This is a genomic window from Streptomyces sp. NPDC055243, from assembly GCF_044544025.1.
Lineage (GTDB): Bacteria > Actinomycetota > Actinomycetes > Streptomycetales > Streptomycetaceae > Streptomyces.
The window spans coordinates 209781-233066 of record NZ_JBITWR010000009.1; the positions used below are offsets into that span (position 1 = coordinate 209781).

Sequence of the window (23286 nt, forward strand, 5' to 3'; positions counted from 1 at the left end):
AAGAGGGTCACGCCGCTGAGCTGCGGTTCACTCAGTGGGGCGCTTGAGGCGGGCCACGAATTTGTAGCGGTCGCCGCGGTAGACCGAGCGGACCCATTCGACCGGCTGGCCGCCGCCGTCCAGGGAGTGCCGCGACAGCAGCAGCATGGGCAGGCCCACGTCCGTGCCGAGCAGTCCGGCCTCGCGCGGCGTCGCGAGCGAGGTCTCGATGGTCTCCTCGGCCTCCGCGAGGTGGACGTCGTACACCTCGGCGAGTGCGGTGTAGAGCGAGGTGTACTTCACCAGGGAGCGGCGCAGGGCCGGGAAGCGCTTGGCCGACAGGTGCGTCGTCTCGATGGCCATCGCCTCGCCGTTGGCGAGGCGGAGCCGCTCGATCCTGAGCACCCGGCCGCCCGTGCTGATGTCGAGCAGCCCGGCGAGGGTGTCGTCGGCGGTGATGTACCCGATGTCCAGGAGCTGCGAGGTGGGCTCGAGGCCCTGGGCCCGCATGTCCTCCGTGTACGAGGTGAGTTGGAGGGCCTGGGAGACCTTGGGCTTGGCCACGAAGGTGCCCTTGCCCTGGATGCGCTCCAGGCGGCCCTCTACGACCAGCTCCTGAAGGGCCTGGCGCACCGTCGTGCGCGAGGTGTCGAACTCGGCGGCCAGGGTGCGCTCCGGGGGGACCGGTGTGCCGGGCGGCAGCGTCTCCGTCATGTCGAGCAAGTGCCGCTTCAGGCGGTAGTACTTGGGCACGCGCGCGGTGCGGCCGACCGTCGCCGCGCCGGTGGCCTCCGTGGCCGAGGACGCGCCCGCGTCGGTTCCCGTACTGCCCGCGTCTGTGCCCATGCTCTGCCTTCCCGGCTCCTGTGCTGCTGCCGTCACCGGCTCCTCCGTCTGTCGCGGCTCACATCGTGGCACGTACCGGGCCGGGCATACTCTGCCCGCTCAGGTGTCGGTCCGATAACGGACCTGACAGCCCTTCTTATACACCCTTGACACCCCTAAAGGTCTAGGCCAAGCTCCCCGTACTGGTCTACACCATTAAAGACCAGGTTCCAGTCCCACGGGCAGATCTCGGTCCATTTGGTCGCTGCGGGTGGGGGGTTGACTGGCATCCCTTGAGGAGGGTGACGTGAAGCGCAAGCTCATAGCGGCCATCGGTGTCGCGGGCATGTTGGTCTCGATCGCGGCCTGTGGCAGCGACGACAAGGACGACAAGAACGCCGGGGCGGACGGCTTCAAGGGGGAGACCCTGACGCTCTGGGCGATGGACGGTTCCACGCCCGACGGCTGGACCAAGGACGTCAAGGCGGCCTTCGAGAAGAAGACCGGCGCCAAGCTGAACCTCGAGGTCCAGCAGTGGAACGGCATCCAGCAGAAGCTGACCACGGCCCTCTCCGAGGAGAACCCGCCGGACGTCTTCGAGATCGGCAACACCCAGACGGCCGCGTACGCCAAGACCGGCGGCCTCGCCGAGCTCGGCGACCTCAAGGAAGGGCTCGGCGCCGACTGGACCGAGTCGATCAATAAGTCCTCGGTCGTGGACGGCAAGCAGTACGCCGCCCCGTGGTTCGTCCTGAACCGCGTCGTGATCTACAACAAGAAGGTCTGGGCCGACGCCGGGATCAAGGAGACGCCCAAGACCCGCGCCGAGTTCCTCAAGAACCTCAAGGCGATCGAGTCCAAGACGGACGCCGAGCCGATCTACCTGCCGGGCCAGAACTGGTACCACTTCGTCGGCCTGACCATCGGTGAGGGCGCCGAGCTGGTCAAGAAGGACGGCGACAAGTACGTCTCCAACCTGAACGACCCCAAGGTCGCCAAGGCCATGAAGACGTACAAGGAGTTCGCGGACCTCTCCAAGGCCCCCAAGAACAAGGACGAGGCCACCCCGCAGCAGGCCGAGGTCTTCGCCAAGGGCAAGACCGGCGCCTTCATCGGCATGAGCTGGGAGGCCGCGACCGCGATCAAGGCCAACCCGAAGATCGAGAAGGACATCGGCTACTTCACGATCCCCGGCGCCACCGCGGCCAAGCCCGAGGGCGTCTTCCTCGGCGGCTCGAACCTCGCCGTCGCCGCGACCAGCAAGAAGCAGGAGCTCGCCAAGGAGTTCCTGAAGATCGCGCTGAACGACAAGTTCGAGGGCTCGCTCGCCAAGGAAGGCGGCGTCATCCCGAACAAGCAGGCCCTGGAGGCCCAGCTCAAGGGCAACCCGGCCGCCGAGGCCATGGCCCCCGCCACCGCCGGCGGTGGCACCACGCCGCTGATCCCGGAGTGGGCCGCGGTGGAGAACCCGCCGAACCCGATCAAGAACTACATGACCGCGGTGCTGAACGGTAAGTCGAACGCCGACGCCGCCAAGCAGGTCGAGGGCGAGTTCAACAAGCGCCTGTCGCAGAAGCAGTAAGGACGCGCTCCTGCCGGGGACTTCGGGCCCGGGGTGACTTTCGCCCCCGGGCCCGCTGCCCCGGCACAGCGCTGCGTTCCGCGATGCCCACGAAAGAGATGGCGAGCATGACCGTGCAGACCGAACGGCCGCCCTCCGGCCCGACGGACGTCGTGAAAACGGACGGACGGCCGGCTGATCCCGGCAAGCCCCGCGAGCGGGCCCGGTCGCTCGCCCCCTACCTGCTACTGCTCCCCGCGGTCGCGGCCACCCTGGTGTTCCTCGGCTGGCCGCTGGTCAACAACGGGATGCTGTCGTTCCAGAACCTCAACATGAGGCAGTTCATCCTGCACCTCACGGAGTGGAACGGGATCGACAACTTCAAGGAGGTCCTCACCGGCGAGGACTTCTGGCGGGTCACCGGCCGCTCGATCGCGTTCACCGCGGTCAACGTCGTACTGATCATGCTGCTCGGCACCCTGGTGGGCCTGCTGCTCGCACGGCTCGGCAAGCGGATGCGCGTACTGCTCCTGGTCGGGCTCGTGCTCGCCTGGGCGATGCCGATCATCGCGTCGACGACCGTCTACCAGTGGCTGTTCGCGACGCGCTTCGGCGTCGTCAACTGGGTCCTGGACAAGGCCGGCTGGCACTCGATGGCCGAGTACGACTGGATGGGCAGCCAGTACTCCACCTTCTTCGTGGTCATCGTCCTGATCGTCTGGCAGTCGATCCCGTTCGTGGCGATCAACCTGTACGCCGCGACGACGACGATCCCCAAGGAGCTCTACGAAGCCGCGTCACTGGACGGCGCCGGCGCGTGGAAGCGGTTCACGAACGTCACGATGCCGTACCTGAAGCCCTTCCTCCTCGCGACGACGTTCCTGGAGATCATCTGGGTCTTCAAGGCGTTCGCGCAGGTCTTCGCGCTCAACGAGGGCGGCCCCGACCGGCTCACCGAGATCCTGCCCGTCTACGCCTACATCGAGGGCATGGGCAACCAGCACTTCGGCATGGGTGCGGCGATCGCGCTGCTCACCATCGTCATCCTGCTGGTCCTGACCTCCTTCTACCTGCGGATCGTGCTCAAGCAAGGGGAGGACGAGCTGTGAACGGCACCGCATCGTCGTGGTCGTCCAAGGTCCGCCGCATCTGGCCCAACGCGGTCGCGGTCGTACTCTTCATCGGCTTCGTATTCCCGGTGTACTGGATGTTCGCCACGGCCTTCAAGCCGACCGGCGACATCATCAGCGAGGACCCGGTGTGGTTCCCGACCGAGGCGACGTTCGAGCACTTCAAGACGGCCGTGAACGCCGACCACTTCTGGACGATGGTGGGCAACTCCCTCACCGTCACGGTGCTCGCCGTGCTCTTCTCGCTGATCATCGGCCTCGCGTCGGCGTTCGCGCTCGCCCGGATGCGGTTCAAGGGCCGCAAGGGTTTCGTCATCGGCTTCATGCTGGCCCAGATGGCGCCCTGGGAAGTCATGGTCATCGCGATCTACATCATCGTGCGCGACGCCGACATGCTGAACAGCCTGGTTCCGCTCACGCTCTTCTACATGGTGATGATCCTGCCCTTCACGCTCCTGACGCTGCGCGGCTTCGTCGCCGCGGTGCCGCGTGAGCTGGAGGAGTCGGCGATGGTGGACGGCTGTTCGCGGATGCAGGCGTTCCGCCGAGTCATCCTTCCGCTGCTCGCGCCGGGTCTGATGTCAACCTCGCTCTTCGGATTCATCACCGCCTGGAACGAATTCCCGCTCGTCCTTGTCCTCAACAAGGAGGCGGAGGCCAAGACGCTGCCGGTGTGGCTCTCCGGCTTCCAGACCGCCTTCGGCGACGACTGGGGCGCCACCATGGCCGCCGCCTCGCTCTTCGCCATCCCGATCCTGGTCCTCTTCGTCTTCCTGCAGCGCAGGGCCGTCAGCGGTCTGACCGACGGTGCCGTGAAGGGATAACTGCCATATGACGACACTCACCCGCCCCACCGACACCCTGACCCGCGACGCCCTGACCGTCCTGCAGCCCGGCTTCGTCGGGACCAGCGCGCCGGACTGGCTGCTCCGCAGGATCGGTGAGGGCCTCGCATCGGTCGGCCTGTTCGGCCGCAACATCGCATCGCCCGAACAACTGGCCGCGCTGACGGCACAGTTGCGTGCCGAGCGCGACGACGTCCTGGTCGCCATCGACGAGGAGGGCGGTGACGTGACCCGCCTGGAGGTCCGCTCCGGCTCCTCCTTCCCGGGCAACCACGCCCTCGGCGCGGTCGACGACACGGCCCTGACCCGTGACGTGGCGGCCGAGCTGGGCCGCCGGCTCGCCGCGTGCGGCGTCAACCTCAACTGGGCGCCGTCCGCCGACGTCAACTCCAACCCGGACAACCCCGTCATCGGCGTACGGTCCTTCGGCGCGGACCCGCTCCTGGTGGCCCGGCACACCGCCGCGTACGTCGAGGGGCTGCAGTCCGCGGGCGTCGCCGCCTGCACCAAGCACTTCCCGGGGCACGGCGACACCGCGGTCGACTCGCACCATGACGTGCCGCGCATCGGGGTGGACCCCGAGGTGCTGCGGGCGCGTGACCTCGCGCCGTTCCGTGCCGCGATCGCCGCGGGCACGCGTGCGGTGATGAGCGCGCACATCCTGGTGCCGTCCCTGGACGCGGAGTACCCGGCGACGCTCTCGCGCCGCATCCTGACGGGCATCCTGCGCGAGGAACTCGGCTTCGACGGCCTCATCGTCACGGACGGCATGGAGATGCAGGCCATCTCCGCCACGTACGGCATCGAGCGCGGCAGCGTGCTCGCCATCGCCGCGGGCGCCGACGCGATCTGCGTGGGCGGCGGCCTCGCGGACGACGAGACGGTGCTGCGGCTGCGCGACGCGCTGGTCGGTGCCGTCCGCACGGGCGAGCTCTCCGAGGAGCGGCTCGCCGACGCGGCCACGCGCGTGCGGGCGCTGGCCCACTGGACCTCGATGCCGGGCGCGGCCGACCGTTCGGGGGGCGCGCCCGGCACCGAGATCGGCCTGGTCGCGGCCCGCCGCGCCCTGACGGTCACCCGGGGCGAGTCGTACGCCGCCCCGCTCACCGAGGCTCCGTACGTCGCCGCCCTCACGCCGATGGCCAACATCGCGGTGGGCGACGAGACCCCGTGGGGCGTGGCCGCGGAGCTGGAACGCCTGCTCCCCGGCACGGAGACGGGCAGCTTCACGGGAGCGGACGCGGGTGCGCTGGCGCTGGCCGAGGCGGGGGAGCGGCGGATCGTGGCCGTCGTCCGCGACGCCCACCGCCACGCGTGGATGACGGAGTCCCTGAACACGCTCCTGACCGCCCGCCCCGACACGATCGTGATCGAGATGGGCGTCCCCCAGTCACCCCCGACGGGCGCCCTGCACATCGCCACCCACGGAGCGGCAAGGGTCTGCGGCCTGGCGGCGGCAGAGGTGATGACGGGCGCGTAGGGGCGCGGCGAGCCCCGTCAGGGGCGCGGGCAACTGCGCGCCAAGCCCCCCACGCACCCGCAGGTGAGACCGCAAGCAAATCTGGCCGCGACAAAAGGTGCCGGGGCGCCCCCAGAAGGGGGCGCCCCGGCACCTTCACACCCAAGGCCCAGGGGCCAGCTCAAAGCCCTTGCCAGGCCGGCTTCGCCGCGAACGTGGCCCGGAAGTACTCCCCGAGCTTCAGCTTGGACGCGGCGGCCTCGTCCACGACGACCGTCGCATGCCGGTGCAACTGCAGGGCCGAGGCCGGAACCACCGCGGCCACCGGCCCCTCCACCGTCGCGGCCACCGCATCGGCCTTGCCCTCACCCGTGGCGAGCAGCACCAGGTGCCGGGCCTCCAGGATCGTCCCGATGCCCTGCGTGATCACGTGATGCGGCACCTGCTCGATGTCTCCGTCGAAGAACCGCGCGTTGTCCACCCGGGTCTGCTCCGTCAGCGTCTTGATCCGCGTGCGCGAGGCGAGCGAGGAACACGGTTCGTTGAACCCGATGTGCCCGTCCGTGCCGATGCCGAGCAGCTGGAGGTCCACGCCGCCGGCCGCCGCGAGCTCCTGGTCGTACGCCTCGCAGGCCGCCTGCACGTCCTGCGCGCTGCCGTCGGGCCCCATGAAGGACTTCTCGCTGAGCCCCAGCGGCTCGACGACCTCACGCAGCACCACGGAGCGGTAGGACTCGGGGTGCCCGGCGGGCAGCCCCACGTACTCGTCGAGCTGGCAGATCCGCGCCCGCGACGCATCCACTTCGCCGGAGCCGACCTTGGCGGCCAGGGCTTCGTAGATGGGCAGCGGGGTGGATCCGGTGGCGACACCGAGCAGGGCGTCAGGCTTACGGCGCACCAAGGCGGCCATGGCCTCCGCGATGAGCTCGCCGCCTGCCTTGGCGTCCGGGACGATGACAACTTCCACGCTGGGCCTGCCGATCTGGAGAGGGGACTCACGGGTCTGGAGAGAGGACCCACGGGGGACTATGTGGTATAGACCAATCTAGCAGAGCTGGCCCGTCAGAGCCCAGGTTCCCGGGCTTCGGTTCCCGCGTTCCGCGCCCGGGATGCCGGCCCGCGTCACCCGCCCGCATTCCATGCTGGGCTCTCCAGTCCGCCCCCGCCCGTCGAGCAAGCCCCCGCGCGGCGGCTTCGCCCCCGCACGCCCCCGCACGCCCTCACACCCCCAGCGCCGACCCTCCCGTCGCGTCGATGTACTGACCGGTGATCCATCGGGCATCGTCCGAGGCGACGAAGGTGACGATGTCCGCCACGTCCGCGGGCCGGCCTATGCGGTCGAAGGTCGAGTAACCGGCCATGCCGGCGCGCTGCTGCTCGGGAATCCCGTCCATCATCTCCGTCTCGATGATCCCCGGCGCCACCGCGTTGACCGTGATTCCGCGCGGGCCCAGGTCCTGCGCCAGGGTGTGCGTCAGGACGTTCAGCGCGCCCTTCGTCATCGAGTACCCGATCGTGATGGGGAAGGCGATGCGGGTGACGCCCGAGGAGATGTTGATGATCCGGCCGCCGTCGCGCAGCCGGTCCAGGCCCTTCTGGATGATGAAGAACGGTGCCTTCACATTGACCGCGAACACCCGGTCGTAATCCGCTTCCTGAACCTCTCCCACCTGGCTGTAGAGCCCGATCCCCGCGTTGTTGACGAGGATGTCCAGGCCGTCGGCGTGCCGGTCGAACTCGGTCCACAGGGCGTCGGCGTCGCCGGGGACGCCCAGCTCCGTGCCGAAGGCGAAGGCGGAGCCTCCCTCGGCCTCGATCGTCGCGACCGTCTCCTTCGCCGCCGTCTCATTGCTGCCGTAATGCACGGCGACCCGCGCGCCGTCCCGCCCGAGTCGCTCGGCGATACCCCGCCCGATGCCGCGGCTGCCGCCCGTGACCAGTGCCGTCTTCCCCGCAAGCGTGCTCATGGAGCCGCCCCCTATTTCTCTAGTGGTCGCTACAGAAAGAACCGTAGCCGACCCCGGGACGTTTTTCTAGCGTCCGCTATACAATTCACTCCATGGCGACGAAACAGCGCGGGCGTCCCCGCTCCTTCGACCGGGAGACCGCACTGGAGAAGGCCCTGAGCACCTTCTGGGAGCAGGGATACGAGGCGACCTCGGTCACGGACCTCACCCGGGCCATGGGCATCGGTGCCCCCAGCATGTACGCGGCCTTCGGTGACAAGCAGTCACTGTTCGAGGAGGTCGTGGTCCTGTACGGGCAGACGCACGGCTCCATCGGCGAGCGCGCCTTCGCGCAGGCGTCGACCGTCCGTGACGGAGTCGCGCGGATGCTGCACGAAGCCGCGGTCAAGTACACGGAAGCCGGGCACCCCCGCGGCTGCCTCGTCATCTACGCCGCGACGAACTGCGCGACGCCGGAGGTCGAGGCCGGCCTGCGCGACCGGCGCAACGCCAACATCAAGGACATCGAGAGCCGCATCAGGGCGGCCGTCGCCACGGGCGAGCTCCCCCCGGAGACGGACGCCCCCGCCCTGGCGCGCTACACCGGCGCCGTGCTCCAGGGCATGTCCCAGCAGTCCCGCGACGGCGCGACCCGTCAGGAGCTGGAATCGGTCGCCGAGCTGGCCATGCGGGCGTGGCCCGGGGTATAAGTCCGCTGGGCGACAAATGAGAGAAGAGACAACAACAAACATCTGCCGACGCGTAGACACAGGTTAATGGTCTAGTCCACAATGCGTTGGTAAAGCATCCGCTCTTCCCGCACAGGAGAGCGGACCGAGGAACCGGCACTCTCTGCCCTGACCGTGTCGGATCCTCCGATCGGCTGTCCGGTACCGCACATTCCGGTGGTCGTGTTCCTGAAGGGCTGCGGTGCCGTGGGTGGGTTGAGGGTCCCGCCCTGGCGCCGCGGCTCGTCGGGAATCTCCCGGAGCGGACCCGCCGGACGTGCCAGGTACGCTCGCACACGTGCCCTCCATGAACGACCTCGTACGCCAGCACACCGCTCTCGGTGACTCCGATCTCGAGTGGCTCCATCTGCTGGTCTCGGAGTGGCAACTGCTCTCCGACCTCTCCTTCGCCGACCTCGTGCTGTGGGTTCCCACCCGCGACGGCACCCGCTACGTCTCCGTGGCGCAGATGCGGCCCAACACCGGCCCCACCTCCTACCAGGACGACATGGTCGGCCACCTCGTCCCACGAGGCCGCCGCCCGCTGCTCGACGCCGCCCTGGACGAGGGCCGCATCGTGCGCGAGGGCGACCCCGAGTGGCGCGAAGAGGTGCCGGTGCGGGTCGAGTCCATCCCCGTACGCAGGGAAGGGCGCGTCCTGGGTGTCATCGCGCGCAACACGAACCTGCTCACGGTGCGTACTCCCTCGCGCCTGGAGCTGACCTACCTCCAGTCGGCGTCCGACCTGGCCCAGATGATCGCCGCCGGGTCCTTCCCGTTCCCCGGCCAGCAGGTCGACATGGATGCCTCCCCGCGCGTGGGCGACGGTCTGCTCCGCCTCGACGCCGACGGCATCGTCCAGTACGCGTCACCGAACGCACTCTCCGCCTACCACCGCCTCGGCCTCGCCGCCGACCTGGTCGGTCACCACCTCGGCACGGCGACCGCCGAACTCGCCCCGTCCCGCGGTCCGGTGGACGAGGCGCTCAGCAAGGTCGCCAGCGGCTGGGCGCCCCGCGAGTTCGAGATCGAGGGCGGCGACGGGGTGATCCAGCTCCGCGCGATCCCGCTCAAGCCGAAGGGCCCGCGCATCGGCTCGCTCGTACTCCTGCGCGACGTCACCGAACTGCGCCGTCGAGAGCGGGAGTTGATCACCAAGGACGCGACCATCCGGGAGATCCACCACCGGGTGAAGAACAACCTGCAGACGGTCGCCGCGCTCCTCCGTCTCCAGGCGCGCCGCATCGACTCCGCCACCGGCCGCGAGGCACTCGAAGAGGCCGTACGCCGCGTGGGCTCCATCGCCATCGTGCACGAGACGCTCTCCCAGAACCTGGACGAGCGCGTGGAGTTCGACGAGATCGCCGACCGCGTCCTCGCGATGGTGGCGGAGATCTCGCCCGGCAAGGTCACCGGCCGGCGCACCGGACGCTTCGGCATCCTGGACGCCGAGGTCGCGACCCCGCTCTCGATGGTCCTCACGGAAGTTCTGCAGAACGCCCTGGAACACGGCTTCCAGGAAGGCGACACCGGCACGGTCGAGGTCTCGGCCGTACGCGGCGGCACCAGCAAGGACGGCCGTCTCCTCATCACCGTCCAGGACGACGGCGTCGGTCTGCCCGACGGCTTCGACCCGCACCGCTCGGGCAATCTCGGCCTGCAGATCGTCCGCACCCTGGTGGAGGGCGAGATGGGCGGCACGTTCGACATGGTGCGGGCACCGGAGCGCGGCACGCAGGTCGTCCTCGACATCCCGGTGCGCGGCGACAAGTAGGGCGCGCCGTACGGCAATCGGAGCCGCGCGGCATACGCATACGGAAAGCAGTGAGCCCCGGACCGAAGTGGTCCGGGGCTCACTGCTCACGTTGCGTTGCGCATCGGGGGTACTGCGCGGCTGCGGCTCGGGGGCGGGAGATGCGTACTCGCTGTACGCGCCGCCGGGCTCAGGCTCGTAGGGGGCGTGACCGTCAGGCGCTGGCCTGGCGTGCACGGTTGCGAGCGGCGCGGCGCTTCATTGCGCGGCGCTCGTCCTCGCTGAGGCCACCCCAGACGCCGGAGTCCTGGCCGGACTCGAGCGCCCACTGCAGGCACTGCTCCATGACGGGGCAGCGGCGGCAGACGGCCTTGGCTTCCTCGATCTGCAGCAGCGCAGGACCGGTGTTGCCGATGGGGAAGAAGAGCTCGGGGTCTTCCTCGCGGCAAACGGCGTTGTGACGCCAGTCCATGGCTGCTACCTCTCCTTGGTATTACATGCAGGTTGCTTGTGAATGTGAACGCTTTCACGAATCCCTCGACGACGGAAGGGACTTTCGTCACAAACGCGACGATGTCCTATGCGTTGAGGAGGGGGTTCTGGCTTTCTGTGGGGCCGATGTTGCGGGCCGTCCCGATCGCCATGTAGAGATTCGCAAACCTCGGCGGCGGATACAACCCCTTCCGGCAAGTTTTTTTTGATTCCTCAGTGTCGGCTGGGTCACAGCCGTACTTCCATGGGGTGGACCCTGGCCTAAACGTTCGAGTGAAAGGACTTTGGGCCCTTCTACTCACACAATCACACGCAGTGCACGGCGTACGCCTGTGAACGTCACGCTCGTCCGCAGCCCCAAGTGGTCACCGTCCATCTGAAGGGGGAGCGGCACCTTCGAATGCAAGGTGAAGTCGGTGAGGTCATGGAGCGTAACCGCGTGCTTGCCGTGGGGTCCGCGATCGGGCGTCGACGTCAGGAGCTGAGTCCCGTAACGGGCCACCGCGGTGGTGGAGAGCTTCTTCAGTCCGAGCACGTCCAGGCCCGTGTCGAAGGAGGCCTGCGGTGACGCGTACATCGGGCGATTGCCCAGGTAGGTGTAGGGAGAGGTGTTGCAGACTATGGAGAGCACGAGGTCGGTCACCGGGTCCTCGCCGGCCCGTTCCAGCGTGATCATTCCGTGCCTGCGGTGCGGCTCGTCGAGGAACTGACGGAACACCTGGCGCAAATACAGCGCATGGGTGGACCGCTTCCCGCGCTCCCTCTGCTGTTCGACCCGGCCCACCACTCCGGCGTCGAAACCGAATCCGGCGGCGAACGTGAACCAGCGGGCGGGGACGGCTTCGTCCTCGGTGCCGGGGGTGCCGGACACCTGTCCGAGGCTCACTGTGCGTTCGCTTCCCTCACGCAGCGCGTCGAGCAGCGCGCCGGTCGCCTCCACGGCGTCGTTGGGCAGACCGAGGGCGCGCGCGAAGACATTGGTGGAGCCGCCGGGCACGACCGCGAGGCGGGGCAGCCGCTCGGGGGCGGGTCCGTTGTGCAGCAGGCCGTTGACGACCTCGTTGACCGTGCCGTCCCCGCCGAGGGCGACGACCAGCTCGATGTCCTTGCTCTCCGCGGCCTGTCTGCCGAGGTCGCGGGCGTGGCCACGGTACTCGGTGGTGACCGCCTCGAGTTTCATCTCGCTCGCCAGCGCGTGGATCAGTACGTCACGCGTGCGCGCGCTGGTGGTGGTTGCCGCTGGGTTGACCACAAGGAGTGCACGCATGCGAAGCAGAGTACCTAGCGGTCTTTACCCGGCCTAGACCGAGGGTGCGGACCGGGGCCCGGAGCGCGGACACGCACAGCTACCCTGCAAGGGTGAGTACTGAGCGGAAACCCACCCCCGAAGCCCCGGAACCAGGCCCGCGTCCCGGACGTCTGACGGCCGCCGCGGCCCTTGCCGCGCTGGAGGGCGTCGCACTCATCGCCGCCGGTGTCTACATGCTCGTGATGGGCCTCGCGGGTGACCCCGACAACCCGGAACAGGCCACGACGGGCGGCGTCACGCTGATCGTCCTCGCGCTCCTGCCCCTGCTCGCCGCCCGCGGTCTGCTGCTGCGCCGCGGCTGGAGCCGGGGGCCCGCCATCATCACGCAGATCATGGCGCTTCCGGTGGCCTGGCAGCTGCTGCAGGCCGACAGCATGGCCATCCCGGCGGGCATCGCGCTCGCGGTGGTCGCGGTGGCCGCGCTCGTCCTGCTGGTCAATCCCGCCACGACCGAGGCCCTCGGCATCAGGGGCCCGGGGAACGTACAGGACGACGTGAAGTAGCCGTCCCGTACGAGACGTCCCGAAGGAGCAGACCCGGAGGGGCGGCCTGCTCCTTCGTCACTCCTCGACGAGGAGCTTCTCGCGCAGCTGCGCGAGTGTGCGGGCGAGGAGCCGGGAGACGTGCATCTGGGAGATGCCGACTTCCTGTGCGATCTGCGACTGCGTCATGTTGCCGAAGAACCGCAGCAGCAGGATGCGCTTCTCGCGCGGTGGGAGGTCTTCCAGGAGCGGCTTGAGCGACTCCCTGTACTCGACGCCCTCCAGGGCCTCGTCCTCCGAGCCCAGGGTGTCCGCGACCGCCGGGGACTCGTCGTCCGTGTCCGGGACGTCCAGGGACAGCGTGGAGTACGCGTTGGCCGACTCCAGGCCCTCCAGGACCTCCTCTTCGGAGATGGCCAGCTTCTGGGCGAGCTCGTGCACCGTGGGCGAGCGGCCGTGCAACTGGGACAGCTCGGCGGTCGCCGTGGTCAGGGCGAGCCTGAGCTCCTGGAGGCGCCGCGGGACGCGGACGGCCCAGCCCTTGTCGCGGAAGTGGCGCTTGATCTCGCCGACGACCGTGGGTGTCGCGTACGTGGAGAACTCCACGCCGCGCTCCGGGTCGAAGCGGTCAACCGACTTGATCAGGCCGATGGTGGCGACCTGCGTCAGGTCGTCAAGGGGCTCGCCGCGGTTGCGGAAGCGGCGGGCCAGGTGCTCGACGAGCGGCAGGTGCATGCGGACCAGCTTGTTGCGCAGCTCCGCGTACTCGGGGCTGCCGCCCTCCAGCTCGCGCAGCTCGATGAACATCGCGCGTGCACCGCTGCGGTCCTGCGGATTGTGCCGGGTGTGCTGCTGCTCACCGTGTTCGCTCATGTATCCCGCCCGTTGCGCGCCGCCCCGGGCGGAGGGCTTGGCGCGCTCCTCCTGGGCGGTCGGCTCTGCCTGCTCCGACGCATCAGCCACAGTCGACGGACCCGGCTGCTCCGAGTCCTCCGGGTGCGGCCTGGCCTGCTGCTCGGGGATGCCCGTGAGGGCCGGCTCCACCGGAGCCTCGCGCCCCCTCGTCGGTGTACCTCCCCGACCACCGGGCAGACCTCGTGTGCCGCGCTCTTCCTCCCGCACCGGCCCCTCCCCGTCCCTCACGCCGGCCCGGGTCCCGCGCCGCGCTTCTTGTAGAGGCTGATCGAGACGGTGTTGTCCTCGGCCACGGTGGAGTCGACCTGACCCGCGAGGGCGGACAGCACAGTCCAGGCGAAGGTGTCCCGCTCCGGGGCCCGGCCGTCGGTGGTCGGCGCCGAGACGGTCACCTCCAGGGAGTCGTCGACGAGGCGGAAGACGCAGCTGAGCACCGAACCGGGCACGGCCTGCTGGAGCAGGATCGCGCAGGCCTCGTCGACCGCGATGCGGAGGTCCTCGATCTCGTCGAGAGTGAAGTCCAAACGCGCCGCGAGGCCGGCCGTGGCCGTACGCAGCACCGACAGGTAGGCACCCGCAGCCGGAAGGCGGACCTCGACGAAGTCCTGATTTCCGGGCTCGCCTGCGATCTGGGACACCCTCACCTCCAAGGTGGTACAAGCACTTTCGGGGCTCCAGGTCCGCCGTCCAGCGGCGGTCCGGACTGCGTCACACGGGTAACGCACCACGTAGTTATGCGGTGACGCTACCGCGCTCCCCAGTTCCGTGTCCCGGGGACCCCGCTCCGTTGCTGTCACTCATAGTAAGCCTAAGGGTACGGAGAGTGGCTAGGGGTCTCACGGTCCCAATTGGAGAGTACGGGCGTCGGGTTGACGTACCCAGGCCTCAGACGATCGAACCGTCCACGAAGCACCAACGCCAGCTCTCGCCCGGTTCGAAGGTCCTCATGACCGCGTGTCCGGTGTCCTTGAAGTGGGCCGTCGCGTGCCGGAAGGGCGAGGAGTCGCAGCAGCCCACATGCCCGCAGTCCAGGCAGAGCCGCAGTTGCACCGGGTGACTGCCGACCGCGAGGCACTCCGTGCAGGTCTCGCTCAGCGGCGCGGGCTCGGGGTCAGGCAGCGCTGCGACATGCGGGCACTCGTTCATGATTGCCAGGTTACGACGGGAACGCGCGGCGCGGAGGACCTGACCGATGGACGTATTGCCCCTGGTGGCGCTGATCGCGGCGAGTGCCGCGGTGGCCGGAGCCGCTCGCTGGACGCCGGTGCCCGCACCGCTGCTGCTCGTCGCGGTGGGGCTCGTCGCCGCGTACGTGCCCGGGGTCCCGGACTACCACCTGGACCCGCACATCGTGCTGCCGCTGATCCTGCCGCCCCTGCTGCACACCGCGGCCCTGGAGAGCTCGTACCTCGATCTGCGCGCCAACATCAGACCCGTGGCGCTGCTGTCGGTCGGGTACACCCTGTTCGCCACCGTCGCCGTCGGCTGGCTCGCCTATCTGCTGATCCCCGATCTGCCGCTGACCGCGGCGCTGGTGCTCGGCGCGGTGATCGCGCCGCCGGACGCGGTGGCGGCCACGGCCATCGCGCGGAAGGTGGGGCTGCCGCCGCGGATCACCACGATCCTGCAGGGCGAGTCGCTGGTGAACGACGCGACGGCGATCACCGCCTACAAGGTCGCCCTGGCGGCGGCGGTCGGCGAGGGCGCGAGCTGGGCGGGCGGGATCTGGGAGTTCCTGGTGGCCGCGGTCGGCGGGGTCGGCGTCGGACTGATCCTCATGGTGCCGCTCCACTGGCTGCGCCGGCACCTGAAGGAGGCGATGCTGCAGAACACCCTCTCCTTGCTGATCCCCTTCGTCGCGTACGCGGCCGCCGAGCAGGTCGGTGCCTCCGGAGTGCTGGCCGTGGTCGTCGTCGCTCTCTTCCTGGGGCACCGCGCCTGGGAGGTCGACTTCGAGACGCGGCTCCAGGAGGCCGCCGTGTGGAAGGTGGTCGCGTTCATCCTGGAGTCGGCGGTCTTCGCGCTCATCGGCCTCCAGTTGCCGCTCGTGATCGAGGGGCTCGGCGAGTACAGCGGCATGCAGGCGGCCGGGTACGCCCTGGGGGTCTTCTTCTTCGTGGTGCTCGCGCGCTTCGTGTGGTCGTACCCGGCCACCTACCTGCCGCGGATCCTGTCGACGCGCATCAAGGAGCGCGAGAGCGACATGGACTGGCGGCGGCCGCTGATCGTCAGCTGGGCCGGGATGCGCGGCGTGGTGTCGCTGGCGATCGCCTTCTCGATCCCGCTCGTCATGGACGACGGGGAGCCCTTCCCCGCGCGCAACCTGGTCCTGTTCCTGACCTTCACCACGGTGATCGGCACGTTGGTCGTGCAAGGGCTCTCGCTGCCGTGGCTGATCCGGGTCCTGAAGCTGCCGGGGCGTGACACCCAGGCGGAGACGCTCGCGGAGGCGCAGGCGCAGAACGCCGCCTCGCAGGCCGCGGAGCGCCGGGTGGACGAACTCATGGAGGATGAGCGCAATCGCCTCCCGCAGCCCCTCCAGGACCGCCTGCGCACGGTCCTGGAGCGGCGGCGCAACTCCGTGTGGGAGCGGCTCGGTCAGGCCAACCCGGTGACGGGGGAATCCGTGGACGACACCTACCGCAGGCTCGCCCGGGAGGCGATCGCCGCGGAGCGCGAGGTGTTCGTGACGATGCGGGACGAGCGCCGCATCGACGACGAGATGATGCGGACGCTGCTGCGGAAGCTGGACCTGGAGGAGGCGGCGGCCTATCGGGAGGTCGAGGACTGAGCCGGCGGGGCCGCCGGGTCCACGGCGGTGATCACCGCCGTGACCTCGGTGCCGGGGGGAAACCCGCCCTCTTCGGAGAGGGCCGTCAGCGCGTAGAGGAGCTTGGCCACGTAGACGCGCTCCACGGGGAGGCCGTGCCGGTCCTCGAAGTCGTTTGCGAACGCGGTGAGTTCAGGAGGCGTGCGGGCGTAGCCGCCGAAGTGGAAGCGCTCGTCCAGGTGCCAGTTGGCCGTGGGGGCGCCGAAGGCCCGCTGTTGCAGCGCCTGTATCTCGGGGCCGAGGAAGCCGCCCTTGAGCACGGGTATGCCCAGTGCGTGCTGGCCCGGGGCCAGGCCCGCGGCCATTCCGGCGAGGGTGCCGCCGGTGCCGCAGGCCACGGCCGCCGTGTGGGTGCGGCCGCGCAGTTCCTGGCCCAGGGCCGTGCAGCCCTGTACGGCCAGGGAGTTGCTGCCCCCTTCGGGGATGACGTAGGGGTTTTCGGCGCCGGTCGCGCGCAGGAGGGCGGCCAGGACCTCCGGGTCGGTCTTCCTGCGGTACGTCGAGCGGTCGATGAAGTGCAGGCGCATTCCGTCGGCCGCGCATTGCGTCAGCGACGGGTTCAGGGGGCGCTCGGCCAGTTCGTCGCCGCGGACGACGCCGATGGTGTCCATGCCGAGGAGGCGGCCCGCCGCGGCGGTCGCCCTGAGGTGGTTGGAGTAGGCGCCGCCGAAGGTCAGCAGGGCCTCGTGGCCCGCTGCGACGGCGGCATCCAGGTTCAGTGAGAGCTTGCGGTACTTGTTGCCCGGCAGATCCGGGTGGATCAGGTCGTCCCGCTTGAGGGTGAGGGTGACGCCGTGCCGCGCGAACCGGTCGTCCCGGAGCTCTTGGAGCGGGGACGGGAGCCGGGGGCGCGGGGTGGTCGGCGGGGTGGTGCTCACCCCGCCATTCTGCCCGGCACCGGGCCGGCGGGCACGGCCGCGATCTGCCGGCCCGAGGGCGCTCCTGGCCGGGGCGGGCCTGGCCAGGGCGTGCTCGACCGAGGCGTGCTCGACCGGGGCTGTCACCGGTCTACTTGAGGCGTTCTTCGATGCGCTCCCGCATGGTCTTCATGGTGAAGCCGCGGGGATCCACCTTGCCCGGCTGCCATTCCAGGTGGCCGATGACCGAGCGCTGGGTCCAGCCGTGGTGGCGGCAGATGGCCGCCGAGACCCGTTCGATCGCGTCCAGCTGTGCGTCGGGCCAGGGGTCGTCGCCGTCGCCGAGGTTCTCGCACTCGAAGCCGTAGAAGTAGCGGTTTCCGTCGGTGTTCGCCTCGTTGTCCGGCGGGAGCGCCTTCTCGGCGATGACCGCGCGCAGGACGTCGTCGTCGCCCATGCCCGCGTGGTTGGCGCGGCCGTACCCGACGAGGTGGACGCGGCCGTCCTTGGTGATGACGCCGTGACAGAGCGGGCCGGGCAGTGAGGGATGCCCCTTGCGGCAGAGCTCCACCGTCCGCTCGCTGCCGGATGTGACCGTGTGGTGGATCATCACGCCGTGCACGGGCCCCCACGGCCCCTTGTGGTTGCGGTTGTGGTGACGCCAGTCGCCGACTTCGACGACCGTCACCCCTTCGTCCTTGAGCGCGTCGAGGAAACTGCTCGCGGACATGGGTGGGGCCATGGCCGACTCCTTTGCGGAGCACGACGGCCGCCGGCCGCGAACCGTCTTGTAAGCCCGCTTCTACCCGAACCACGGTGCCCGGACCAGCCGTTCGGATGTATTCCGTGGCTGTTCGGGCACCGTGCGAGCCGATCTGGTCAGCCGCGGTGGTCGCTGCTGTGCAGGAACGCGTCGCCGTTCGTCGCGATGTGCGCCTCGAGCGCCTGCAGGGCCTGCTGGGTGGCCTGGGGGGTTCCCGTGCCGTGCTGCTGCGCGTAGTACGCCGCGCCCAGTTTCTTCAGGAGATCGCCGCCCGTGCGCTGTGCCTGGACCTCGTCGATCTTCTGCTTGCCCTGCGTGAGTCCGCGCTGCGCCTGTTCCTTGGCGCGATCCAGGAAGCCTGCCATTGCCGTCTCCTACGGATTGGTGCGGATTGGTGCATATCGGTGCAGAGAGTACCGGTCGTTGTGTCCTGTTCAACGGCTGCACGGATCTTGGAGTTCCCCACCGCGGGAGCCCCCGTTCCTGGTACGCGGGTGAGTTCCCCGTCTCGCGTGATCCATTCCCCCTCGTTTGTGTAATGGCGCGGGCACTCACCGTGCTGGAAGGGTTGACGACGCAGATCAGTGCTTGATCGGGAGGGCATAGCCAATGTCGGTAGGCGAAGAGGTCCGTGCGGAAGAGTCCAGGCCGCAGCAGAGTTTGGGTACGTCGGCCGCACGGAATCTGGCCACCACCACCAAGTCCGCGCCGCAGATGCAGGAGATCAGCTCCCGCTGGCTCCTGCGGACGCTGCCGTGGGTGCAGGTGCAGGGGGGTACGTATCGAGTGAACCGGAGGTTGAGTTACTCGGTCGGCGACGGACGGGTGACGTTCGTGAAGACCGGGGACCGGGTGCAGGTCATCCCGGCGGAGCTCGGCGAGCTGCCGGTCCTGCGGGACTACGAGGACATCGAGGTCCTGGGGGAGCTGGCCCAGCGCTGCCAGCAGCGGGAGTTCGCCGCGGGCTCGGTCATCACCTCCTTCGGCAGCCAGGCCGACGAGGTGTTCCTGCTCGCGCACGGCAGGGTCGAGAAGATCGGCACCGGTCCGTACGGCGACGACACGGTGCTCGCGTCGCTCGCCGACGGCTCCTACTTCGGCGAGCAGGCCCTGCTCGACCCGGAGGCCATCTGGGAGTACACGACGCGGGCGGTGACCGCGTGCACCGTGCTCACGCTGCCCCGCCAGGACCTGGAGCAGGTCGCGGAGCGCGCGGACTCGCTGCGCGAGCATCTTCAGCGGCTGCGGTCCGTCCCGGCCCAGCGGACGAACAACTTCGGCGAGGCGCCCATCGACCTCTCCTCCGGGCACGTCGGCGAAGCGGTCCTGCCGGGCACCTACGTCGACTACGAATCGGCGCCGCGCGAGTACGAACTGAGCGTCGCGCAGACCGTTCTGCGCATCCACACGCGCGTGGCCGACCTCTACAACCAGCCGATGAACCAGACCGAGCAGCAGCTGCGGCTGACGGTCGAGGCGCTCAAGGAGCGCCAGGAGCACGAGCTGATCAACAACCGCGAGTTCGGGCTGCTCAACAACTGCGAGTACGAACAGCGGCTTCAGCCGCACGACGGCGTGCCGAGCCCGGACGACATGGACGAGCTGCTCAGCCGCAGGCGGGGATCGAAGCTCTTCCTGGCCCACCCGCGGGCGATCTCCGCGTTCGGCCGCGAGCTCAACAGCCGCGGTCTCGTGCCGGAGACCATCGACATGGGGGGCCACCGCATCCCCACCTGGCGCGGGGTGCCGATCTTCCCGTGCAACAAGATCCCGGTCACCGAGGCCCGCACCACCTCGATCATCTGCATGCGTACGGGCGAGGAGGAGCAGGGCGTCGTCGGCCTGCACCAGACCGGCATCCCGGACGAGATCGAGCCGAGCCTGTCCGTGCGCTTCATGGGCATCAGCGAGCAGGCGATCATCTCGTACCTGGTGTCGACCTACTACTCCGCGGCGGTGCTCGTGCCGGACGCGCTGGGCGTCCTGGAGAACGTCGAGATCGGCCGCTGGCGGTGAGGCCGTGTCTGTGGACGCGCTCCCGGGTACACCCCTTCCGTACGCGCCCACAGGCCCAGGAAACGCCACCGTCCGCATCCTCCCCGGGGTGAGTCCATGACGGACACGACGACGGACATGACGGAGATGGGGTACGAAGCGTCCGAAGCGGCGGAGATCCTGGCGTCGGCGCGGCTTCGCGTCGACCCGGAGCTGCGCCGGGCGATCGACTCGCTGCCCGGAGCGATGCGCCGTATCGCGCTCTACCACTTCGGTTGGGAACACGCGGACGGCACACCGGCGGCCGGGCACGCGGGCAAGGCGATCAGGCCCGCGCTCGTGCTCGCCGCGGTGCGGGCGCTCGGCGGGGACCAGGCCATGGCCGTCCGGGCGGCGGCAGCGGTGGAGCTGACGCACAACTTCACCCTGCTGCACGACGACGTCATCGACCACGACACCACCCGCAGGAACCGGCCCACCGCATGGACCGTGTTCGGCGAAGCCGACGCGGTCCTGGCCGGTGACGCGCTCCAGGCACTGGCGCAGCGGCTGCTCGCCGAGGACCCGCACCCCGGGGCCTCGGCGGCGGCCGCCCGGCTCGCCGCCTGCGTGGTGGAGCTCTGCGCGGGCCAGCACGCGGACTGCGCGCTGGAACGGCGCGGCCCGGACGAGGTCACGCTCGACGAGTGCCTCGCCATGGCCGAGGCCAAGACGGGGGCACTGCTGGGCTGCGCCTGTGCGCTGGGCGCGTTGTACGCGGGGGCGGGGCACGGCGTGGTGGAGGCGCTGGACGGGTTCGGCCGTGAGGCGGGGCTCGCCTTCCAGCTCATCGACGACGTGATCGGCATCTGGGGCGACCCGGGGCACACCGGCAAGCCGGCCCGTGCCGATCTGGCGGCCCGCAAGAAGTCCCTTCCGGTGGTCGCGGCGCTGGCCTCCGGCACCCCGGCCGGCGCCGAGCTGGCCGAGCTGTACGGACGGCCCTCGCACGGCGCCGAGCGGGACGGCGACCTGGAGCGCATGGCGCACGCCGTCGAGGCGGCGGGCGGCAGGGACTGGGCGCTGCTGCACGCGGCCGACCGGATGTCCCTCGCGATCAACCAGCTGGCCCGCGCGGTGCCGGTCCCGGAGGAGGCGGGCGGCCTGCTGGCGCTCGCGGAGTTCGTGACGCGGCGTACGCACTGAAGGTATGCGCTGAACGTGCGCACTGAACGTACGCGACTGAACGTACGCGACTGAACGTACGCGACTGAACGTACGCGACTGAACGTACGTCCGTCGGGTCGGTCTCCTCTCTCGGTCCCGCGCCCCCTCTCTCGGCCCCGCACCTCGTCTCCCAGCCCCGCACCCCGCCGAGATCCGGTCAGGGTGCGGGGCTCGCCCGTATGTCACGACGCGATCGCCTAGGCTGCAACGGAAGCAACCGGTGGGGCGGTACACGCAGTTGAGCGTGGTCGAGTGGCAAAGGGGCGGGCTGTGGGCGTAGTCATCCGGAGGGCCGGGGCGAGCGACAGATCGGACGTGGTCCGGTTGCTCGACGAGGCGTTCCGGGACGATCCGGTGAGCAGCTGGGTCTTCCCCGACGAGGAGCACCGCCGCCGCAGGCACGGCGCTCTGATGGGCGCCTTCCTCGATCTCGCGCTGAGCCAGGGCCACGTCGACATCGCGGACGACGGCGCGGCCGTCGCCCTGTGGTGGTCCGTCCCCGCGGGTGAGCAGGAGGGCGAGGAGGAGGGGCCCGCGCAGCTCCGCGAGGCCGTCGACCCGCAGAACGCGCGGGTGGAGGAGATCGGCAGGCTGACCGGCGAGGCGCACCCGACCGACCGGGCCCACCAGTATCTGCACATGATCGGCGTGAGCCCCGAGCGACAGGGCGAGGGGATCGGCTCCGCCCTGATCGGCGCGGTTCTCGAACGGTGCGACCGGGAGGGCCTGCACGCCTATCTGGAGGCGAGCAACAGCCGCAGCCGCGAGCTGTACACCCGGCTCGGATTCCATTTCACTGGAAAGTCCATCGACCTGCCGGACGGCCCGTCCCTGTGGCCCATGTGGCGGGAGCCCCTGCCTTTCGCCGTGGGTGGTCACGACAGCGGCATATTCGCATAAAGTCGTTGCAGCAGCGTTGTGTTGTCCGTGGACACACCGAAGGGGGGCGAGCCACATGTCCCGCGAACTGTCCGGTGAATTGACCCGTGAAGCGTCCGGTGAAACGTCCCGCGACCGACTTCTGGCGGAAGCGTTCGTGGAGGTGGCCAACTCCTTGACCGAGGATTTCGACGTCGTCGCATTTCTCCAGAGCCTGGCCGTGCGCTGCGTGGAGCTGCTGGGCGCCTCGGCGGCCGGCGTCCTGCTGGCGGACCCCGAGGGCGAGTTGCGGCTCATCGCCGCGTCCGGGGAGCACGCCTGGGTGCTCGACCTGTTCGCCCTCCAGCAGGAAGAGGGCCCGTGCCTGGACTGCTTCCGCTCCGGCACGGCGTACACGAACATCGCACTCGGCGGCCTGGAAGCGACCACCACCTGGCCGCAGTTCGCCGGGCGCGCCCGGGAGACCGGCTACGAGATGACGCAGGTCCTGCCCCTGCGGCGGGGCGAGCAGGTCCTCGGCGCGCTGAATCTGTTCCAGGTGCAGCCGAGGGTCCTCGGTCCCGACGAGATCGCGCTCGCGCAGGCTCTCGCGGACGTCGCCACCATCGCGATACTGCAGCGGCGTTCCCTGGAGCAGAGCGAGGCGGAGCGCGGCCAGTTGCAGGAGGCGCTCACCAGCAGGATCGCCATCGAGCAGGCGAAGGGCGTGCTCGCCGAGCGCTGGAAGTGCACGGTCGACGAGGCCTTCGCGGCGCTGCGGCGGCATGCGCGGGCCAACCGGCTGCGGCTCTCGGAGTGCGCGCGGCAGGTGGTGGAGGGAGAGCTCGACACCGAGGGAATTCGCCGCGTGTGACGCGGCGGCCCCGCCCCCGAGACCCCCGGCGCGGCCGTCCCCGCCAGATCGTCCAGGGCCGTGGCGGCCACCGTCTCGGACGTACCGCAGGAAGCGCCGACATCCGGCCCGGCAGCTGGACTTTCCGGCCCGTCCCGGCCGCCATATTCTGGACGTATGGGCAGCGATGGGAGCCGGTCCGGCCCCCGCCCGCAGAGCGAGCCGGTGTGCGCGAGCTGCGGACGGCCTGTCGGTACGGCCATCAAGCGGCGCAAGGTGCTCGGGGTGTTCGTCCCTGTGTGGGGCCCCGGCCCGTGCCACAACCCGCGGTGCGCCGCGTGCGTCGACGAACGCGACGCACGCGACGAGCGCCACGAGCGCGGGGAACCTGAACCGGTCGAGGCCGAAGCCGAGGTCGAGCCCGCACCCGCGCGCTCCGACGACGACTGAGGCGACGGCCGAGGCCCGATGAGCGAGGCGGCGCGCTCCCGCACACGTCC

General features: G+C 69.8%; 24 protein-coding genes. 13 read left to right on the top strand and 11 right to left on the bottom strand.

Annotated features, from left to right (window positions below):
• Positions 1–27: 27 nt before the first annotated feature.
• Positions 28–825, bottom strand: a complete 798-nt coding sequence (locus ACIGXX_RS26185) for a GntR family transcriptional regulator (protein ID WP_351163681.1) — start codon at positions 823–825, stop codon at positions 28–30.
• Positions 826–1111: 286 nt separating this feature from the next.
• Between ACIGXX_RS26185 and ACIGXX_RS26190 the strand changes: the two genes are divergently transcribed.
• The 4 genes from ACIGXX_RS26190 (at position 1112) to ACIGXX_RS26205 (ending at position 5820) form a co-directional block, all read left to right on the top strand.
• Entirely contained in the window at positions 1112–2386 is a 1275-nt protein-coding gene (locus ACIGXX_RS26190) for an extracellular solute-binding protein (protein WP_351163683.1), read from the top strand.
• Between the two features lie 107 nt (positions 2387–2493).
• On the top strand, positions 2494–3474 hold the full coding sequence (locus tag ACIGXX_RS26195; RefSeq protein WP_351163686.1) for a sugar ABC transporter permease: 981 nt from the start codon (positions 2494–2496) through the stop codon (positions 3472–3474).
• Between the two features lie 38 nt (positions 3475–3512).
• Positions 3513–4319 (top strand): carbohydrate ABC transporter permease, encoded by an 807-nt coding sequence (locus ACIGXX_RS26200; RefSeq protein ID WP_351164024.1) that lies wholly within the window; start codon positions 3513–3515, stop codon positions 4317–4319.
• Positions 4320–4326: 7 nt separating this feature from the next.
• Entirely contained in the window at positions 4327–5820 is a 1494-nt protein-coding gene (locus ACIGXX_RS26205; protein WP_399979230.1) for a glycoside hydrolase family 3 protein, read from the top strand.
• 160 nt (positions 5821–5980) lie between these two features.
• Here the strand turns inward: ACIGXX_RS26205 and nagB are convergent, their stop codons facing one another.
• Both nagB and ACIGXX_RS26215 read right to left on the bottom strand, forming a co-directional pair.
• The gene (gene nagB, locus ACIGXX_RS26210) at positions 5981–6766 is read right to left on the bottom strand and encodes a glucosamine-6-phosphate deaminase (protein ID WP_351163690.1); all 786 of its coding nucleotides are present in this window, start codon (positions 6764–6766) and stop codon (positions 5981–5983) included.
• A 253-nt stretch (positions 6767–7019) separates the two neighbouring features.
• Positions 7020–7766, bottom strand: coding sequence for an SDR family oxidoreductase (locus ACIGXX_RS26215; protein ID WP_351163692.1), 747 nt, complete (start codon positions 7764–7766; stop codon positions 7020–7022).
• 92 nt (positions 7767–7858) lie between these two features.
• Between ACIGXX_RS26215 and ACIGXX_RS26220 the strand changes: the two genes are divergently transcribed.
• Together ACIGXX_RS26220 and ACIGXX_RS26225 are read left to right on the top strand one after the other, a co-directional pair.
• Complete coding sequence (locus tag ACIGXX_RS26220) at positions 7859–8455, top strand: TetR/AcrR family transcriptional regulator (RefSeq protein ID WP_366461236.1); 597 nt, start codon at positions 7859–7861, stop codon at positions 8453–8455.
• A gap of 325 nt (positions 8456–8780) precedes the next feature.
• Positions 8781–10247, top strand: a complete 1467-nt coding sequence (locus ACIGXX_RS26225) for a PAS domain-containing sensor histidine kinase (protein WP_361464533.1) — start codon at positions 8781–8783, stop codon at positions 10245–10247.
• 193 nt (positions 10248–10440) lie between these two features.
• Here the strand turns inward: ACIGXX_RS26225 and ACIGXX_RS26230 are convergent, their stop codons facing one another.
• Positions 10441–10698 (bottom strand): WhiB family transcriptional regulator, encoded by a 258-nt coding sequence (locus ACIGXX_RS26230; RefSeq protein WP_016639615.1) that lies wholly within the window; start codon positions 10696–10698, stop codon positions 10441–10443.
• Positions 10699–11016: 318 nt separating this feature from the next.
• Positions 11017–11985: a diacylglycerol kinase family protein gene (locus tag ACIGXX_RS26235; protein ID WP_361464334.1), complete on the bottom strand. Its 969-nt coding sequence runs from the start codon at positions 11983–11985 to the stop codon at positions 11017–11019.
• Between the two features lie 92 nt (positions 11986–12077).
• Here ACIGXX_RS26235 and ACIGXX_RS26240 point away from each other — a divergent pair, with 92 nt between their 5' ends.
• Positions 12078–12530, top strand: coding sequence for a hypothetical protein (locus ACIGXX_RS26240; RefSeq protein ID WP_351163698.1), 453 nt, complete (start codon positions 12078–12080; stop codon positions 12528–12530).
• Positions 12531–12587: 57 nt separating this feature from the next.
• Here the strand turns inward: ACIGXX_RS26240 and ACIGXX_RS26245 are convergent, their stop codons facing one another.
• From ACIGXX_RS26245 to ACIGXX_RS26255, 3 genes are all read right to left on the bottom strand, one after another.
• Complete coding sequence (locus ACIGXX_RS26245) at positions 12588–13652, bottom strand: RNA polymerase sigma factor SigF (RefSeq protein ID WP_351163701.1); 1065 nt, start codon at positions 13650–13652, stop codon at positions 12588–12590.
• Positions 13649–14062 carry an anti-sigma regulatory factor gene (locus ACIGXX_RS26250; protein WP_030780840.1) on the bottom strand — a complete coding sequence of 138 codons (414 nt, stop codon included), beginning with the start codon at positions 14060–14062 and terminating at the stop codon, positions 13649–13651. The genes ACIGXX_RS26245 and ACIGXX_RS26250 overlap by 4 nt, the downstream gene beginning before the upstream one ends.
• 247 nt (positions 14063–14309) lie before the next feature.
• Positions 14310–14570, bottom strand: a complete 261-nt coding sequence (locus ACIGXX_RS26255; protein WP_351163704.1) for a UBP-type zinc finger domain-containing protein — start codon at positions 14568–14570, stop codon at positions 14310–14312.
• Positions 14571–14616: 46 nt separating this feature from the next.
• Between ACIGXX_RS26255 and ACIGXX_RS26260 the strand changes: the two genes are divergently transcribed.
• Entirely contained in the window at positions 14617–16215 is a 1599-nt protein-coding gene (locus tag ACIGXX_RS26260) for a Na+/H+ antiporter (RefSeq protein WP_361464328.1), read from the top strand.
• Here the strand turns inward: ACIGXX_RS26260 and ACIGXX_RS26265 are convergent.
• The 3 genes from ACIGXX_RS26265 to ACIGXX_RS26275 all read right to left on the bottom strand — a co-directional run bounded on the left by ACIGXX_RS26265 (position 16194) and on the right by ACIGXX_RS26275 (position 18239).
• Entirely contained in the window at positions 16194–17132 is a 939-nt protein-coding gene (locus tag ACIGXX_RS26265) for a pyridoxal-phosphate dependent enzyme (RefSeq protein ID WP_361464326.1), read from the bottom strand. The two genes, ACIGXX_RS26260 and ACIGXX_RS26265, sit on opposite strands and share 22 nt — an antisense overlap.
• Positions 17133–17262: 130 nt before the next feature.
• Positions 17263–17853, bottom strand: a complete 591-nt coding sequence (locus ACIGXX_RS26270) for an N-acetylmuramoyl-L-alanine amidase (protein WP_351163711.1) — start codon at positions 17851–17853, stop codon at positions 17263–17265.
• Positions 17854–17990: 137 nt separating this feature from the next.
• Complete coding sequence (locus ACIGXX_RS26275; protein WP_351163713.1) at positions 17991–18239, bottom strand: hypothetical protein; 249 nt, start codon at positions 18237–18239, stop codon at positions 17991–17993.
• A 244-nt stretch (positions 18240–18483) separates the two neighbouring features.
• Between ACIGXX_RS26275 and ACIGXX_RS26280 the strand changes: the two genes are divergently transcribed.
• The 5 genes from ACIGXX_RS26280 to ACIGXX_RS26300 all read left to right on the top strand — a co-directional run bounded on the left by ACIGXX_RS26280 (position 18484) and on the right by ACIGXX_RS26300 (position 23236).
• Positions 18484–19890, top strand: a complete 1407-nt coding sequence (locus tag ACIGXX_RS26280; protein ID WP_351163715.1) for a family 2B encapsulin nanocompartment shell protein — start codon at positions 18484–18486, stop codon at positions 19888–19890.
• Between the two features lie 96 nt (positions 19891–19986).
• On the top strand, positions 19987–21054 hold the full coding sequence (locus ACIGXX_RS26285) for a family 2 encapsulin nanocompartment cargo protein polyprenyl transferase (RefSeq protein ID WP_399979241.1): 1068 nt from the start codon (positions 19987–19989) through the stop codon (positions 21052–21054).
• A 291-nt stretch (positions 21055–21345) separates the two neighbouring features.
• On the top strand, positions 21346–21975 hold the full coding sequence (locus tag ACIGXX_RS26290; RefSeq protein WP_366461232.1) for a GNAT family N-acetyltransferase: 630 nt from the start codon (positions 21346–21348) through the stop codon (positions 21973–21975).
• A 55-nt stretch (positions 21976–22030) separates the two neighbouring features.
• A complete protein-coding gene (locus ACIGXX_RS26295) occupies positions 22031–22807 on the top strand; it encodes an ANTAR domain-containing protein (protein ID WP_399979246.1) in 777 nt (258 codons plus the stop codon).
• 156 nt (positions 22808–22963) lie between these two features.
• A complete protein-coding gene (locus ACIGXX_RS26300) occupies positions 22964–23236 on the top strand; it encodes a hypothetical protein (protein WP_399979249.1) in 273 nt (90 codons plus the stop codon).
• Positions 23237–23286 lie beyond the last annotated feature (50 nt).

Coding starts and splice junctions, on each gene's coding strand:
- ACIGXX_RS26230 (WP_016639615.1), bottom strand. CDS start 10,698: ATGGACTGGCGTCACAACGCCGTTTGCCGCGAGGAAGACCCCGAGCTC.
- ACIGXX_RS26195 (WP_351163686.1), top strand. CDS start 2,494: ATGACCGTGCAGACCGAACGGCCGCCCTCCGGCCCGACGGACGTCGTG.
- ACIGXX_RS26185 (WP_351163681.1), bottom strand. CDS start 825: ATGGGCACAGACGCGGGCAGTACGGGAACCGACGCGGGCGCGTCCTCG.
- ACIGXX_RS26295 (WP_399979246.1), top strand. CDS start 22,031: ATGTCCCGCGAACTGTCCGGTGAATTGACCCGTGAAGCGTCCGGTGAA.
- ACIGXX_RS26215 (WP_351163692.1), bottom strand. CDS start 7,766: ATGAGCACGCTTGCGGGGAAGACGGCACTGGTCACGGGCGGCAGCCGC.
- ACIGXX_RS26205 (WP_399979230.1), top strand. CDS start 4,327: ATGACGACACTCACCCGCCCCACCGACACCCTGACCCGCGACGCCCTG.
- ACIGXX_RS26235 (WP_361464334.1), bottom strand. CDS start 11,985: ATGCGTGCACTCCTTGTGGTCAACCCAGCGGCAACCACCACCAGCGCG.
- ACIGXX_RS26285 (WP_399979241.1), top strand. CDS start 19,987: ATGACGGACACGACGACGGACATGACGGAGATGGGGTACGAAGCGTCC.
- ACIGXX_RS26225 (WP_361464533.1), top strand. CDS start 8,781: ATGAACGACCTCGTACGCCAGCACACCGCTCTCGGTGACTCCGATCTC.
- ACIGXX_RS26300 (WP_399979249.1), top strand. CDS start 22,964: ATGGGCAGCGATGGGAGCCGGTCCGGCCCCCGCCCGCAGAGCGAGCCG.
- ACIGXX_RS26220 (WP_366461236.1), top strand. CDS start 7,859: ATGGCGACGAAACAGCGCGGGCGTCCCCGCTCCTTCGACCGGGAGACC.
- ACIGXX_RS26275 (WP_351163713.1), bottom strand. CDS start 18,239: ATGGCAGGCTTCCTGGATCGCGCCAAGGAACAGGCGCAGCGCGGACTC.
- ACIGXX_RS26280 (WP_351163715.1), top strand. CDS start 18,484: ATGTCGGTAGGCGAAGAGGTCCGTGCGGAAGAGTCCAGGCCGCAGCAG.
- ACIGXX_RS26260 (WP_361464328.1), top strand. CDS start 14,617: ATGGACGTATTGCCCCTGGTGGCGCTGATCGCGGCGAGTGCCGCGGTG.
- ACIGXX_RS26255 (WP_351163704.1), bottom strand. CDS start 14,570: ATGAACGAGTGCCCGCATGTCGCAGCGCTGCCTGACCCCGAGCCCGCG.
- ACIGXX_RS26270 (WP_351163711.1), bottom strand. CDS start 17,853: ATGGCCCCACCCATGTCCGCGAGCAGTTTCCTCGACGCGCTCAAGGAC.